Raw genomic sequence first — 14,910 nt, 5'->3', positions numbered from 1 at the left:
TACCAGCGAATCGTACTGCGATGATCGCCAGATTGGAAACACCGTTTCGTATAGAGAAACTGGAGACCAGCGTGTCCGCCATTGAACTGCTGATCCGCAACGCCCGTGTCGTCCGTGCGAGCGACCTCGCATCGGATAGCCCCGAACCACTCGACATCGCGATCTCGGCAGGCACGATCCGGGAGATCGGCCCTGATCTGCCCGCCGATGATCGGACGCGGGTGGTTGACGCGCACGGCCTGCTCGCCTTCCCCGGCGTGATCGATGCTCATCAGCACTGGGGCATCTACCGTGACCTCGCCGCCGACACCGAGACCGAAAGCCGGGCGTGCGCGCAGGGCGGTGTCACCACCTCGTTGAGCTACCTGCGGACCGGCCGCTACTACCTCAACCGGGGCGGTTCGTACCGTGATTTCGTGCCCGAGGCCCTGGACCGGATGGCGGGGCGTTCTGTGGTGGACTACGGCCTGCATCTAGCGCCGATGACCGCCGAGCACATCGGCGAAATCCCGTACCTTGTTGAGGAATTCGGTATTACCTCGTTCAAGATCTTCATGTTCTACGGCGGCCACGGCCTGCACGGCCGATCGTCGGATCAGTCCGAGTTCCTGATGATCCCGCCGACCGAACGCTACGACCTGGCCCATTTCGAGTTCGTGATGCGCGCGATCCAGCGGGCCCGCCAGCGATTCGGGGACCACCTCTCGCTGTCGCTGCACTGCGAGACCGCCGAGATCATGGCCGCCTACACCGCGTTTGTCGAACAGGACGGCACGCAATCCGGTCTGCGCGCCTACAGTGCCTCGCGCCCGGCGCATTCCGAGGGCCTGGCGATCACGATCGCGTCCTATCTCGCGCACGAGACGGGCCTCGCCGACATCAACCTGCTGCACCTGTCCTCCGCGAAAGCGGTCGAGGCGGCGTTGACTATGGCAAAAGCTTTCCCGCACGTGAACTTTCGCCGCGAGGTGACCATCGGGCATCTGCTCGCCGATGTCGACACCGCGCACGGTATCGGCGGCAAGGTGAACCCACCTCTGCGTGAGCGCGCCGATGTCGAGGCGCTGTGGCGGCACCTGCTGGCCGGTGACATCGATTGGGTGGTCAGCGATCACGCGTGCTGCCGGGACGAGGAGAAGTTCGGTGCCGATCGTGCGGATGTCTTTCTCGCCAAATCCGGTTTCGGCGGCGCCGAGTATCTGTTGCCCGGCCTGATCGGGGAGGGACTGAAACGTGGGCTGTCCCTAGGGCGTATCGCCGAGCTGACCGCCGCGAATCCCGCCCGGCGTTACGGACTGCCCCAGAAGGGAAACCTGGCGGCAGGGTACGACGCCGATATCGTCCTGGTCGACCCCACGGCGCAGTGGACGGTTCGGGCCGCCGACTCCGAGTCCGCCCAGGAATACACGCCGTTCGAGGGCTTCGAGATGAGCGCGAAGGTCACCGATGTCTTCCTCCGGGGCCGGCACATCGTCCGCGACGGCCAGCTGCGCGACGGTGCCACCGGCCGCTACCTCCACCGGGGCGCGGCCCCCAGACCCTGATACCCGCACGCGCCCCGGCGGTGATTCGGCGTGCGGGAATCAAGACGGACGCGGTTACTGGTAGGTCGGATCAGCCCACCGTCCGATGGAACGGGAGCGGACCGGCTCGACCGGGCGCGGTGCGAGGCTGTGCGGCAGGTCCGGGCCCCAGTTCGTCGGGTCGCCGGAGACCTCGATCTTGGCGTTGTCGGTGTACCAGTCCACGAGATCGGCATCGGAGCGGACAATCCACGTGCAGCCGTGCTCAGCGTGCGCGGTGAAATCGCCGTGGCGAATGAGCGCGGGCCGCCAGAAATACGTTCCGGGCCACATCTTTCCGAAGTTGTAGTCGAACCCGCCGTCCAGGCAGTACGCCTCTTCGCTGCACGGGTGGTGAGCCAAGGGTTGCTCGCGCCAGCCCGGCTTGGCCTTGATGAGGCGGGTGTAGAAGCCGGTCGTCGCGTCGCGGTGCAGGAGCTTGATGTAGAGCCCGGGGACTGGTGTGCCGCCAAGGTCGAAACGCATTGGGCTGCCGTCTTTTACGTCGATCCACGGCATTGCCGCGGTGTCGAGGACAACCAGTTTCTGGTCCTCGCGCACGAAGTCGCGATCTTTGTCGGCGAGTTCGAATGCCCAGTCGCCACCCTCGCGGAACAGCAGTATCTCCGTGCCTGCGGTCGCGGAGATCGGCGGTGTCAGAACGCCTTTCGGTGCAATCCAGAAGCCCACCTCGCCGAGCTCGGTGTCGCCGATGGTGACCGAGCCGGACAGGACGAACCACTCGGTGTCGGCGTGGTGCACGCCGGCGGGGCGCGACCAATCACTGGTGAAGTGGACCTTGAGCGAGGCGGAGCCGTTCTCCTCGTCATAGCTGAGATTGCGCTGTTCGGCGCTGCCGGTGGCGTGCTGGAATTCGGCGACGTGTGAGATCAGGTCGCGTTCGTCGATGAGTTCGACATGTGGACGCATGGGCCCTCCTAGGGCGAGCAATAATTCCGATACAGAATGTACTGGTTATGAATAACCAAAACAAGATGTATCGTTAATGCCGTGAGCAAGCCAGGACGCCCCGCGGGCCCCGCGGCCGATACCGAGCGGATCGTGCTGACCGCCGCCTTGGATCTGCTACTGCGCGAAGGGAACTCGGCGTTGACGCCGCAACGGCTGCACACCGTCACCGGAGTCGCGCGGACCACGATCTACCGGCACTGGCCGACGCCGCGGGACTTCCTCGCGGCCCTGATCGCCGTCGCACCGCATCCGGGCGCGGAGCCGACCGGAGATCCGATCGCGGATCTGCACGCGGAAGTGGATCTGCTCTGTGATCGCCTGCGCGACAAGCCCGTTGCTGCCTTCTTGCGGGCACTGGTTACCGCGTCGACGACGGATCCGGAATGCGTTCCGTTGCGCCAGCGCTATGTGCTGGATCTGCTGGCGCCGGTGCATCGGTCGATCCGCGCCATCGGTGTCGACGACGAACGCGACGCCGAGGGGGCTGCGGCGGCGATCGTCTCGCCGCTGCTCGTGGACGCGCTGTTGTTGGACCGCACCGCTGATCGGAACCGGGCGCACCGCGCCATCGACGATGTACTGACCCGGATCGCCGATCCTGCTCTGTAAGGAAACCCCTGCACACCATGGGAATACGTAGATGACCAATGCCGTCGGCCAGCGAGCCGTCTTCGGTGTGATCGTGCCGAGTACGAATACCGTTGTGGAACACGACTATTGGCGTGCCGCGCTGCCTGGCATCGCCTACCGTGCCGGATCGATGTACATCCCCAATCCTGTGATGGGCAACGACGACGACTTCCAAGCCCTGCTCGGGCAGATCCGCTCGTCCATCGACACCGCGGTGCGCGACGTGCTCACCGCCGAACCCGACCGGATGGTCATGGGCATGTCCGCCGAGACGTTCTGGGGTGGGATCACGGGCAATGCCGCCTTTGAGCAACGCCTCCGTGATCGCACCGGCCTGCCCGTGACCACCGGTGCCAGTTCCTGCCGCGCCGCCCTGCGTGAACTCGGCTGCCGTCGCATCGCGGTGTTCTCGCCCTATCAGCCGATCGCCGACATCGAGGTGGGCCGGTTCTTCACCGAGGCGGGCTTCGACGTGGCCGCTATCACCGGGCTGCGCTGCCCGACCGCGATGGACATCGCCCGGGTCGGCAGTGACCGGCTGCGCGAGATCGTCGCCGACATCGATGGACCAGACATACAGGCGATCGTCCAGGTCGGCACCAATCTGTCTTTCGTCACACTGGCCGACCAGCTGGAAAGCGAACTCGGCAAACCGGTTATCGCGATCAACGCCGCCACGCTCTGGCACGCGCTGCGCGAGCACGGGCTCGACGATCGGGTCGAGGGGGCCGGACAGCTGCTGAGTGCGCATTGACCGCGCACGGCAACGGCCACCGGAAATCCGATGGCCGCCACGTATCTGGGTGATCAAGGCAGAGTTTGCACGGTTCCGGCGGAACGCTGCGTTTCGTAATACGCGCCGCCGGGGTAGTAGTCGGCGCTGGTCGTTCCGGAGACGAAGTCACCGGCCCAGGCGACCGAGAGCGTTTGTAGTGCGGAGACATTCTTCGCCTGAGGTGTACCGCAGGCGACCTTGTCCGGGGCGGGTGCGCTGGCGGCTTCGACATCGATATGCGATCCGGTGGTGAGCCGGACGCCGAGGAACGGCCGGGAGATCTGCCCGATCAGTTCGGTTGTGCCGCTGCCATTTCCGTTGCAGAGGTAGGGCGGGGAAGAGATGGCCAGAATCGGCAGCGCGGTATTGCTGAGGTGGTTGAGCGCGCTGCCGAGGTTGTTGCCGACAAAGCTTTTCACGGGATCGAACAGGAGGAGGCCGCGTACCGAGGCGAACGCCGCGGCGTAGTCGGAGCGCAGCACCTGAGTGACGTAGGGAACCGCTTCGCCGGCCGCCGAATGCCCGGCGAAGACCATGGCTTTCGGGAGGGCCAGGTCCGGTCGTCGCGCCTTGTTCTTCGCATCGGCGAAGCTGCGGCCGAGTTTGTCACCGGGGTCGGCGGCCTTTCCGAACAAATCGGCCACGTTGTGCAGGAAGTTGGTGTTGTTGCCGAGGTTCTCCAGGGTGCAGCCGAGAGCGTTCGCTGTCGGAAGGGTGGGTGCGAATACCAGAAAGCCTTGTGCCGAGAACTTTCTCGCGGTGTCATCGACGGAGTCGTTGGCGCTGGCGAAGCCGTGTTGCAGCCACAGCAGCGCCTTGGGTGTCCCCACGGGAAAATACCAGTCGCTGCTCTGGTGCAATGTGGTGAACGCACAGCGGATTTCGACGGTGTTCTCGACCTTGGTGACCGCGGAATCGGCGGTCGCGGTCGGCATGGTGAATGCGGTGGCGACGGCGATGAAGCCGATGGCGACCAGCAGGCGTCGGATGTTCAACGTAATTCCTGTGTTTCTCTGTGAGAAACGATGTTTCGTTTCTCGGGAAACAAATCTGCGACCGGCGGGCCTGCGGCGTCAAGGTCGCGACTGGGGAAGGCGTGCTTCGCCGTGTCCCGGTGATGGATTGCGGCACCTGTATGCGTTGTTGCGATCGACGATGAACTACGCAGGGCAGCAACGGAATTGCTGGGCTGAGCGAAGGGCAGGGTGCGAGCCGGACGCGGTACGTCGTTGGCATAACCCGACGGTGGGTCTGCTCTCCCCAGTCGACTGCGATAGCGACAGCCGTACTACTTCTGATGTGCCGCAGGCCGACTCGCTGCACTGACAGGCGTGTGGATGTCGGAACCTGTGCGGCTGTAGCTAGGAGATGAGGGTGCTACCTGCTCGGTGGCGACTCTGCGCGGACTGCGGTGAGAAACGGTCGTCCGGCGATGCGAGGCGCGCCTTTGCTCGCTCATGTGTTTCGACATCGCGCATACCTGGGTGGTTCGGTCGTAGTTTCCGCCGTCGTCAGCGGCGGTAGGAAGTTGGGCGGGGGTAGACCGAACGTGCTCGGCCCACCCCCGCGACGAAGGAAGAGTGACGTGACTTTCACCAGGTGCTGCGGGGGCGGCGTTCACCGCCACCGCATTTCATTCCATTGATTCGGATACGGGCATCACCTCGCCTCTACTCGGGTTGTGTCAGGCGTCGATAGCCTGGCGCTTGCCGTCGCGGTGTTCGATCTCGATCTTGCGGGGTTTGGCCTTTTCCGCGACCGGAATCGCCAGGCGCAGTACGCCATCGGTGTAATCAGCGCGAATGTGGTCGGTATCGAGGCCCTCGCCGAGGAACAGCTGGCGGCTGAACACTCCGCGCGGGCGTTCCGCGGCGATCATCGACCGTCCCGAATCCAGTTCCGGGCGGGTCGCTTTCACGGTCACCACATTGCGTTCGATGTCCAGATCCAGCGTCTTCGGATCGATCCCGGGCAGATCGAACTCCACCAGGAACTCGTCACCGTCACGCCAGGCGTCCATCGGCATCACCGTCGGCCGGGCTGCCGTGCCGAACACCTGCTGCGTGAACCGGTCCAGATCACGGAACGGATCGGTACGCATCAGCATGGTCGCCACCTCCAACACACTCCATTCTTCATCTCAGGGACCAGATAACCTGTGCCATCTGGCATAGATATTTTTTAGCACTCGCGACAGGGGAGTGCAAGTACTGGACGCCGGGAATCTGACGGCATCACCTCTGAAGTGACCCGCCCGCGTGGCCGCGCGCCGTCTCGCTCAGCCGGCGGCGACCGGCGCCTGGGTCGCCGCGCCCTCGATCGGCTTCGCGGAATCGTCTGCCCGGCACAATGATCCAGTGACGACACTGCCGCATGGCGAGCATCGGGCGCGCTCGAGGCCTGCGGTCGTCGAGATCCGAACCGGTCTGACCAGGTGAACTAACCGGCTGCGGCCGCAGCCAAAAATCTGTTGTGGCGGATGTAGACATTCCTCTGAAGCTGCTATACAGTCTCTGTTGTTCGAACAGAAGGTCCAGAGGCCGGGCAGGTGAACTGCCCGGAACGTTGAAAGTTCCACCCGTCCCCTCCGGCGGAGAAGAGAATCCGGTGCAGTTGGCCGGACCGCCGGAGGGGGACGAACACCAGAAGATCGACACATACGTCCGGGCTAGACCGGCAATTCAGGAGGTGGTCACTGAGTAGTCATATATCGGGTCCGCGTCCCGGCATATACCGGATGCGGTGTGGAGTAACGGCCTTCATGGCCGGTGAGAATTGAAGTCAACCCCCTCTTCCTAGATCTAAGGCCCCGGCGCACCCGCGCCGGGGCCTTCCGAGCGTTGAATTACGAGAGGTGCTGTGCAGCAACCGAACACCGACCCCGCCGACGGCCCCAGCGCCGCCGACAAACTCGACGACGACACCTACCCTGCCTACAGCATGGGACGCGCCGCGGAAATCCTCGGCGTCACCCAAGCCTTCCTCCGCGGACTCGACGCCGCCCACCTGCTGACCCCGCAACGATCCACCGGCGGGCACCGCCGCTACTCCCGCTACCAACTACGCATCGCCGGGCGCGTCCGTGAACTCGTCGACGCCGGGAACACCCTCGAGGCGGCCTGTCGCATAGTTATCCTCGAAGACCAGCTGGCCGAAGCCCTGCGCCTCAACGCCGATCTCCAGCACACCCTCGATCAGCGCGCCGACTCCGACTGAAACAGCGAAAGCGAACGAGACCCAAACCCGCACATCGCGGACAACGTGGTCTTCGGCGCACGGTGATCAGCGTGCGCCGAACATCTGGGTCCACCACGGCCCCTGGTCGAGCAGGGAATTGCCGCGTCCGGAGTCGCCTTTCAACGCTCCGATTCCGACGGACTTCCAAGAGCAGTTGAGCAGTTCCTCTCGGTGACCCGAGCTACTCATCCAGCCCTGCATGGCCTCCCGGGGTGAGGTCGCCCCCAGGGCGATGATCTCCGTGACGTCATCCTGGTAACCCTGCGCTTTCGCTCGGTGCTCGGGGTAGGGGTGACTGGGGTCGGGGCTGATGTGGTTGAAGTACCGGCGGTCTCGCATTTCCTGGTTGTGCAGGCGCGCGGCCCGGGTCAGCCGTTCATCCAGTCGTAGTGGCTGACAACCCTTCTTGCGCCGTTCGGTATTGGTGAGGTCGAGGACCTGCTTTTCCCACGCCGTCGCGCCGGTACCTGCATCCGGTTCCGGCTTAGTCGGCGAGTCCGGATCCGCTGGCTCGGCTGGTTCCGATGGCTTGGGTCCACTGCCCGAGCAGTCGGGTGCCGCCGGCTCGTTGGTTCCGGTGTCGACGAACGCGTCGCTGATCCACCGATCGCCGTCGAGCTTGTCCCACACGTCGGTGGCACCCCATTTGCCGTTGACGCGCTCGCCACGAGCCGTGCACACGATGGTCACCTGATTCAGGTGACGAACCCTGCCGACCTTCGGACTCCGTAGGCTCGGACCGGATCGCACGTTGACCGGCCAGCGGCCGTTCGGCGACTGGACAGTGCCGATGACCGGCTCGTCCGATTCGGCGACGGACGATCCGGCCAACGCGGTTCCTGCGACGACAACTATCCCGCACACCATCCCGAGCGCGGCCCTTGACCGCCGACCAGCCGAGGGCCGCACTGTATTCCACATCCTCGATAGTGCATCTTCCGGCGACGCTGCATTCATCGAAGCCGCCCCTTCCTTTCAGAATTGGGCAACTCGATGGAGATAACTACCACTGCGATTCTCCGTACTCGTTCTGGTCCGATTCCGATCAGTGTCGAAATCACCTCGATCCGACGCTGATCAGTACCGAAGGGTAGAGCTCGGTCACGGGCCGGTCGAGTTGCGTTAGCCCTGCTCAATCCAGTCAAGATCGGCCTGAAGACGCTGATGTTCTTCGGCTGCAACGTGTTTCGGTGCCAATAGCGAGGATGGCGTCCCGGAGTTCACGGCGCGAGCTCGACGAATTTCTCCGTTGTCGAATCGGACCGGATGGCGATTGCGAGGCGATGACGTGGGGTACGCCGAACGTCGTTGTCGGCCGCGCACGCAGCAGATCTGAACGACACGGACCGCGCCCTGTGTAGGTCGTCGTTGGCGGGGTACCGCAAGAAGGCAAGAACGATGCACGAATGATGCGCCCGCATCGAAGTCGTGTCATCTAAGAGCCGAAAACCAGGAGGTAGCGATGAGCACCATCACCGAGTCGGTCGACGTCGACGTTCCCATCACGCACGTGTACAACCAATGGACCCAGTTCGAGACGTTCCCCGAGTTCATGCAGGGCGTCGAGGAAATCCGGCAGGTCGATGACACCCACACCCACTGGGTGACCGAGATCGCCGGTGTCACCAGGGAATTCGATGCCACCATCACCGAGCAGCATCCGGAGGAAAGGGTAGCGTGGAAGTCCGACAACGGTCCCGAACATTCCGGAGTGATCACCTTTCACCGCCTCGACGACAACACCACCCGGGTCACCGCGCAGATGGATATCGACCCCGAGGGTTTCGTCGAGCACGCCGCCGACAAGCTCGGCCTGCTGAACCACCGGGTGAAGGGTGACATGCAGCGTTTCAAGAAATTCATCGAGCAGCGTTCCCGGGAAACCGGGGCTTGGCGCGGCGATGTCGCCCGTCCGGACGCCTGAGCGGATACGCGGGTAGTCAAGGCTCGTGTGGGGGCGTAGCGGTAGCGATCATGGGACCGCCGCCGCTGCGTTCCCGCCCCGGATCAGCTCACGGGCCTGCATTCGAGCCAAACGACGCGCCCAGCACCGCCGCACGCTCGGTTTCGCCGCACGGGCTGCGGGTAGTCGCGGCACGATACCCGCGAGCGACCCAGGAGCTGACATGAAAGCTGTGACATGGCAAGGCAGGCGCAAGATCGGTGTCGACACGGTGCCCGACCCGACGATCGAAGCACCGACTGATGCGATCATCCGGGTGACCTCGTCCGGGATCTGCGGATCCGATCTGCATTTGTACGAGGTGCTCGGCGCGTTCATGAGCGAAGATGACGTGCTCGGGCACGAACCGATCGGCGTGGTCGAAGAGGTAGGTGCCGGTCTGCAGAATCTGTCGGTGGGTGACCGGGTGGTCATCCCGTTCCAGATCGCCTGCGGTCGTTGCTTCATGTGCGACCAGGGACTGAGCACTCAATGCGAGACCACTCAGGTGCGTGAACAAGGCAGCGGTGCAGCGCTTTTCGGCTACTCCAAGCTCTACGGCCAGGTGCCCGGCGGCCAAGCCGAGTATCTGCGGGTGCCGCACGCGGACTTCACCCACATCAAGGTGCCGGACGGGCCGCCCGACAGCCGGTTCCTCTACCTGTCCGATGTGCTGCCGACGGCGTGGCAGGCCGTCGAATACGCGGGGGCGCCGAAGGGAGGGTCGCTCACCGTGCTCGGGTTGGGGCCGATCGGCGATATGGCGTGCCGGGTGGCCGCGCAGCGTGGTCTGCGGGTGATCGGGGTCGACCTCGTGCCGGAACGTGTACGCCGGGTGGCCGATCGGGGCATGGAAACCGTCGACCTGTCGGCGATCGATCAGCCGATCGGCGATGTCATCCGCGAGCTGACCCAGGGGCGTGGCACCGATGCCGTGATCGATGCGGTCGGCATGGAGGCGCATGGTTCACCGATCGCCTCGATCGCGCAGCGATCCGCGGCGTTCCTGCCGAATGCGTTGGCGGAGAAGGTGATCGGCACCGCAGGGATCGACCGGCTGTCCGCCTTGCACAGCGCCATCGACATCGTCCGCCGCGGTGGCACGGTCTCGCTGATCGGAGTGTACGGCGGTATGCTCGATCCGATGCCGATGCGCATCATGTTCGACAAGCAGATCCAGCTCCGCATGGGCCAGGCCAACGTCAAGCGGTGGGTCGACGACATCATGCCGCTGCTCGGTGACGATGACCCGTTGGGCGTGGAAACCTTTGCCACTCATCGGCTTCCACTCGACGCCGCACCCGAAGCGTACGACATGTTCCAGCGCAAGACCGACGGTGCGGTGAAAATCGTGCTGGACCCCACGATCCGCTCGAACTGATCGGGGTTGCGGATCGTCCCGGCGTCACCATCGCCCGGGGAGTTCGCTGCGGTGATCGGCGCGATCCTGGGTGTGGTTGCGTCTGCGGTGATTCCGCAGGTCCGGTTTACTGTCGAGAACGGAGATATTCGGCGAGGTCGGCGAGATGGTCGGTGGAGAGGCGGTCTACGCCCGCGGCGTACTGCGCGTCCCACAGCGCCTGCCGGGCAGCACCGGGCTGGTCGGGAGTGGCCCAGAACCGCACCCGCTTGCCTTCTCGATGCGCGCGGTCGATCAGTTCGGTCAGCGCTCGCCGCTGCGCGTCCGGCATCGGGCCGACGCCCTTCCAACTGAACAGCCTCGTCCAGTCGGCGTTGATTTCGGGCATCAGCTCGGTCGGCATGCCGGTGCCGAGGTCTTCGGGGGCACCGACCCGGAAGGCGCTGCGGGTGGTCTGCGCGGCCATGGTCGATTGGAGTTCGGCGGCGCTGGTAAAGGCCGTTAGCAGGCTGACGGTCACCGGGCCGCGTACCACCTGCCCGTTTATGTAACGGGTGAACAGCCCCGCGTAGGCCGGTTCGCGCAGCAGTGCGTCCAGTGCCCGATAGGTCGTGGGTGCGTCCCATTTGATCTCGATCAGCAGCTGGAATTCGCCGGGATAGCCGGGGATGACCGTGCCGCCGTTCGAGGTGACCAGTTGCCGCAGCGGATCCAGATACAGCGAGCGCAACGTCCGCTCCGGGCGAATCTCGAAGGGGGTGTGGGCAACCGGCAACTCGCTCGACCCCGGCCACGGATACACATCCGCCTCCACGCTGGTGAAGCCTTCCGCCACAGCGTCATACAGTGGTCGTTGATGCAGATAGTCGTTGTGCGCGTGCGCGCGTGGCAAGGGCTGTGTCTGAGCGGTCGGCTGTGCCACGGCGGCAGGCGGTGCGCCGATCAATCCGCCGATCAGCCCCGCCAGCACCAACCACACCCATGCTGCCCGCCCGAACGGCGGAACACCGAAACCTGACGATGAAGGCCGACCGAAGCTGCGCATCCAGTGAGCTAACAGTGGACCGCCGACTCTCCACAATCCCACGGTTGCGACCTTCACCGGAAATTCATGCGGACGCTTCGGGCCGGGCCGGAATGTCGCACGCTGCTGCGTCGCCGCAAGCTCGCCGCGACGCCAAGGCATCGGCTCGTCATCCCTAGCCGTACCGGGCGAAGGCGGCCTGCAAGTAGGGTGATGTCGGTGACTGAAAAGTAGTGCCCAGCAGCTCTTTTCAGCATGAGGCCCCACACCGGAGACATCTGGTGCGGGGCGTCGTTCATTACTGGTAGCCGTTGCGTGGAAGGGCCTGATACTGTGCGCCGAGGCCGGGGGGATATGCCTACGGCGGCGATCGAAATCGAGGCGGGCACAGCATGTTCGGGAAGCTGATCGGGGCCGGATCGCGATCAGGGCGAATCATCGCGGTCATGGGGGCCGTGGTCGCCGGGTGTTGCTCGTGTGGCGGCTCGACCGGGCCGCAGTACGCGTCCGGATACGCGGCACTACCCCCATCGTGCGCTGCGGTCGGGACCGCGGCGGGGGATGCGCTGCACCAGTTCGCGGGCGCTCTGCCGGCGGCGGATGCGCGGCCTGTCACCACGTTCAAGCTCGACAACGCCGCCGGGCAGGCGCTCACCTGCGCGATCACCTACGAAGATCCGATTCCGCACTCCGACAAGGTGTCCACGCCCGAGCCTCTCTCGCGCACGGCGCGGATCCAACTCTGGGTGTCGACAACCCCGACCTGGATCGAGCAGACCACGACTTCCCTCTCGGCAAGTGGAGCCCCGACACCAGTACCGGGTATCGGCGATCAGGCCGACATCGCGACCTCACCCGTGGGGAAGAACCAGGTTGCGGTGACCGTGCGGACCAGGCTCGACAACCTCGCCGTCAGTGTCGACACCCAAGGCCTGAACTGGTCCGGGGCAAGTGGCACTGTGCCCACCGGCGATTCACCGGGATTGCGCAATGATCTCGGCTCCGGCGCCGAATCCATCGCGGCCGCACTCATCCACAGTCTTTCGGCGAGCCTGCCGCGCAAGACGTTGCGGCCCGAGTTTGCGACCACCACCGCTCCTGTCACCACCACGGACCCTCCCATCACTCCTGCGCCCCAACCGGTCTGGGATCCGTGCACGATCCCCGACGCCGACGTCACCGCGGCCGGCCTGAACCCGCAATCCAAGAAGCCCGGCACCCGGGACCCGAAGCATCAGCAGTGCCAGTGGATCGGCCCGTCCTACGATGTGGCCGTGTTCACATCGGACAGTCGGTTCACAGACTGGGCCTACGAAATCTTCACTCGGCCACAGCCGGTCACGGTAGGCGATCGGCGCGCCCTGCTCGCCCTACGCAGCAGCGCATTCGATGAACCGTCCTGCACCCTGCTGTTCGACATCCCCCAGGGCACACACGACGGCATCAAGACCGGCGTCATCGAGGTGGACGCATCGATCAACGCTTCGGGCGACCGAGACGCCCTATGCGCCGAACTCACCCACCTGGCAGTCCCCCTGACCCAGCACTTCCCCACCAGCCGCTGACCCGAGCGCCGCGTGTGAGCCCGCGCGCCCGTTGCGACGCGGTTGTTGTCGGAGGGCTGCAGGGCAAGTGACTAGTCGGCTGGTTTCCGAGTCGGTGCCTACTTGTGGCAGGCCTTGCGGTAGTCGTGGATGGCTGTGCGGGCGGTCTTGAAGTCTTGTACGTCCTGCGGGTGGGCCTGGCGGTAGGACTTCCACTCCGCCTTGCGCTGATCCTTGGGCAGGGCCTTGACTTTCGCGACTTCCGCGGCGAAGTCCGGGTGGCCGGCCAGGAATGCGGCGACCTTCGCGGCGCTGTCGGCCTTCGCCTGGGCCGCGGCTACGGGGTTGCATTGTGGTCCAGGGTCGGCGGAGGCGGCCGCGGGCAGGGCGATGGCCAGGCCGACGAGGCCGGTGAGGGTAGCGGCGAGGACAGTGCGCTTCATTGCTTGCTCCGGTGGGGCGTAGGGATATTTCCCCATCGAATCTGCCGACCCGGCCTGCCGAGTGCCCGTGCCGGGCCGCAATCTTCAGGCGATCTTCAGTCGCAGCACGAATACAGCGCCGTGCCGTCCGGGCGGCGGGTCGATGCAGACCAGGTCGCCGCCATGGGCTCTGGCGATGCCGCGGGCGATGGCAAGTCCGAGGCCGGAACCGTCCGCGCGGCGATCGCGTGCCTGGTCCAACCGCACCAGCCGATAGAAGATTCGCTCGTGCTCGCCGACGGGTACGCCAGGGCCGGTGTCGCTGATCCGCACCTCGGCCGAGTCGGCGGTGGCGCCGACCGACACGGTCACCGTGCCGCCGTCGGGCATGGCTTGGCAGGCGTTCTCGAGCAGGTTCACCAGCACCTGACCGATGCGTTCCGGATCGATGGCCGCGGCGGTGTGGTCACCGGTGAGTTCGAACTCGATATCGCTGTGCAGCAGTCGCATTCGAGTCAGTTGCGTGTCGGCGAGGTCGTAAAGATCGGTGGGGGTGTGCCGCAGCCGCAGTCCGGCGTCGATGCGCGCCAGATCGACGAGATCGTCGACGAGTCGGCCCGCGCGCTTGGCCTCACGGATCAACAGCAACTGCATCTGCAGGATGGCGTCGGGATCGGCGTCGGGTGGCTGCTGCAGGACGGCTTCGGCGGTCGCGCGGATCCCGGCGATCGGGGTGCGCAACTCGTGCGCGGCGTCGGCGACGAAGGTGCGGATCTGTTCCTCCGAGGCCTGTGCGCGCGCCTCGGCGCCTTCGAGGGTATCGAGCATTTCATCGAAAGCCGTTGCGGTTCTGCCTAGTTCGGTGTCTGGCCGGGACGGTGACAGCCGCCGCCCGCGTCGGCCGCGGGCGATCTCGCGCGCCAGCCCGGTCATCGAATCCAGGGGTGCGAGGGCGCGCCGGATACCGAACGGCAACCCGATGACGATCACGAGCAGCGCGGCGGCGGTGGTGCCGGCGAGCACGCGCACCAGCGTGGACTGCGCCCCCGCCAGCAGTTTGGTATCGAGCTGCAGGGTCATCCGCGCGTGGTCCACTTCGCCTCGGCCATTCAGCAGCACATGTCTGGTCTTGACCGTGGACTGGTCCTCGTGCCGGGCGTTCAGGCTGCCGAAGGTGCGTCCGTCGGCGAGGACCAGTCGCGCCCGCACCGAGCGCGCATCGACGCGGCTGAGCAGCTCGGTGGGCGAGGCGCCCTGCTCGGCGAGTTGTTGCGCCAGTAGCACGCGGTCGGCGAGCACCGCGTTCTGACCGCGATTCAGCACCACGGCGAACAATCCGTGCACCACAAGGGAAACGACGATCAGCACCGCGCCGAGCACCACGGCGGTGGTGAGCGTCACGCGCCTGCGTAGCGACACTGTCTTCATCGCACTCCGGCCAG

General features: G+C 65.3%; 14 protein-coding genes. 7 read left to right on the top strand and 7 right to left on the bottom strand.

The features are described from left to right. Positions 1–71: 71 nt before the first annotated feature. Positions 72–1,544, top strand: coding sequence for a dihydroorotase family protein (locus ACFWF1_RS25160; protein ID WP_379289849.1), 1,473 nt, complete (start codon positions 72–74; stop codon positions 1,542–1,544). 54 nt (positions 1,545–1,598) lie between these two features. On the opposite strand, the gene ACFWF1_RS25155 is transcribed toward ACFWF1_RS25160, so the two are convergent. Next, on the bottom strand, positions 1,599–2,492 hold the full coding sequence (locus ACFWF1_RS25155; protein ID WP_379289847.1) for a DUF4437 domain-containing protein: 894 nt from the start codon (positions 2,490–2,492) through the stop codon (positions 1,599–1,601). Positions 2,493–2,573: 81 nt separating this feature from the next. On the opposite strand from ACFWF1_RS25155, the gene ACFWF1_RS25150 reads away from it, so the two are divergent. Together ACFWF1_RS25150 and ACFWF1_RS25145 are read left to right on the top strand one after the other, a co-directional pair. Further along, complete coding sequence (locus tag ACFWF1_RS25150) at positions 2,574–3,143, top strand: TetR/AcrR family transcriptional regulator (RefSeq protein WP_379289845.1); 570 nt, start codon at positions 2,574–2,576, stop codon at positions 3,141–3,143. Between the two features lie 31 nt (positions 3,144–3,174). Next, on the top strand, positions 3,175–3,918 hold the full coding sequence (locus ACFWF1_RS25145; protein ID WP_379289843.1) for an arylmalonate decarboxylase: 744 nt from the start codon (positions 3,175–3,177) through the stop codon (positions 3,916–3,918). A 53-nt stretch (positions 3,919–3,971) separates the two neighbouring features. Here the strand turns inward: ACFWF1_RS25145 and ACFWF1_RS25140 are convergent, their stop codons facing one another. Further along, a complete protein-coding gene (locus ACFWF1_RS25140; protein ID WP_379289841.1) occupies positions 3,972–4,934 on the bottom strand; it encodes a hypothetical protein in 963 nt (320 codons plus the stop codon). A gap of 689 nt (positions 4,935–5,623) precedes the next feature. Then, positions 5,624–6,046: an Hsp20/alpha crystallin family protein gene (locus tag ACFWF1_RS25135; protein ID WP_379289840.1), complete on the bottom strand. Its 423-nt coding sequence runs from the start codon at positions 6,044–6,046 to the stop codon at positions 5,624–5,626. A 752-nt stretch (positions 6,047–6,798) separates the two neighbouring features. Here ACFWF1_RS25135 and ACFWF1_RS25130 point away from each other — a divergent pair. Further along, on the top strand, positions 6,799–7,155 hold the full coding sequence (locus ACFWF1_RS25130) for a helix-turn-helix domain-containing protein (RefSeq protein ID WP_379289838.1): 357 nt from the start codon (positions 6,799–6,801) through the stop codon (positions 7,153–7,155). A gap of 66 nt (positions 7,156–7,221) precedes the next feature. On the opposite strand, the gene ACFWF1_RS25125 is transcribed toward ACFWF1_RS25130, so the two are convergent. Further along, positions 7,222–8,007, bottom strand: coding sequence for a CAP domain-containing protein (locus ACFWF1_RS25125; RefSeq protein WP_379289836.1), 786 nt, complete (start codon positions 8,005–8,007; stop codon positions 7,222–7,224). A 631-nt stretch (positions 8,008–8,638) separates the two neighbouring features. On the opposite strand from ACFWF1_RS25125, the gene ACFWF1_RS25120 reads away from it, so the two are divergent. Both ACFWF1_RS25120 and ACFWF1_RS25115 read left to right on the top strand, forming a co-directional pair. After that, positions 8,639–9,100: an SRPBCC family protein gene (locus tag ACFWF1_RS25120; RefSeq protein WP_379289834.1), complete on the top strand. Its 462-nt coding sequence runs from the start codon at positions 8,639–8,641 to the stop codon at positions 9,098–9,100. Between the two features lie 202 nt (positions 9,101–9,302). Next, entirely contained in the window at positions 9,303–10,499 is a 1,197-nt protein-coding gene (locus tag ACFWF1_RS25115; protein WP_379289832.1) for a zinc-dependent alcohol dehydrogenase, read from the top strand. A gap of 106 nt (positions 10,500–10,605) precedes the next feature. Here ACFWF1_RS25115 and ACFWF1_RS25110 read toward each other — a convergent pair whose 3' ends face one another. Further along, positions 10,606–11,523, bottom strand: a complete 918-nt coding sequence (locus ACFWF1_RS25110; RefSeq protein WP_379289830.1) for a hypothetical protein — start codon at positions 11,521–11,523, stop codon at positions 10,606–10,608. Positions 11,524–11,948: 425 nt separating this feature from the next. Here ACFWF1_RS25110 and ACFWF1_RS25105 point away from each other — a divergent pair, with 425 nt between their 5' ends. Next, a complete protein-coding gene (locus ACFWF1_RS25105) occupies positions 11,949–13,067 on the top strand; it encodes a DUF3558 family protein (RefSeq protein WP_379289829.1) in 1,119 nt (372 codons plus the stop codon). Between the two features lie 98 nt (positions 13,068–13,165). Here the strand turns inward: ACFWF1_RS25105 and ACFWF1_RS25100 are convergent, their stop codons facing one another. After that, positions 13,166–13,489, bottom strand: a complete 324-nt coding sequence (locus tag ACFWF1_RS25100; protein WP_379289827.1) for a hemophore-related protein — start codon at positions 13,487–13,489, stop codon at positions 13,166–13,168. 84 nt (positions 13,490–13,573) lie between these two features. Continuing rightward, positions 13,574–14,896, bottom strand: a complete 1,323-nt coding sequence (locus tag ACFWF1_RS25095; protein WP_379289825.1) for a sensor histidine kinase — start codon at positions 14,894–14,896, stop codon at positions 13,574–13,576. Positions 14,897–14,910 lie beyond the last annotated feature (14 nt).

The organism is Nocardia sp. NPDC060255 (assembly GCF_042727395.1).
In the GTDB taxonomy this organism is placed as follows: Bacteria; Actinomycetota; Actinomycetes; order Mycobacteriales; family Mycobacteriaceae; genus Nocardia.
Note: the sequence above shows the minus strand (reverse complement) of the source record. Positions and strands in the feature narration are given on the sequence as shown.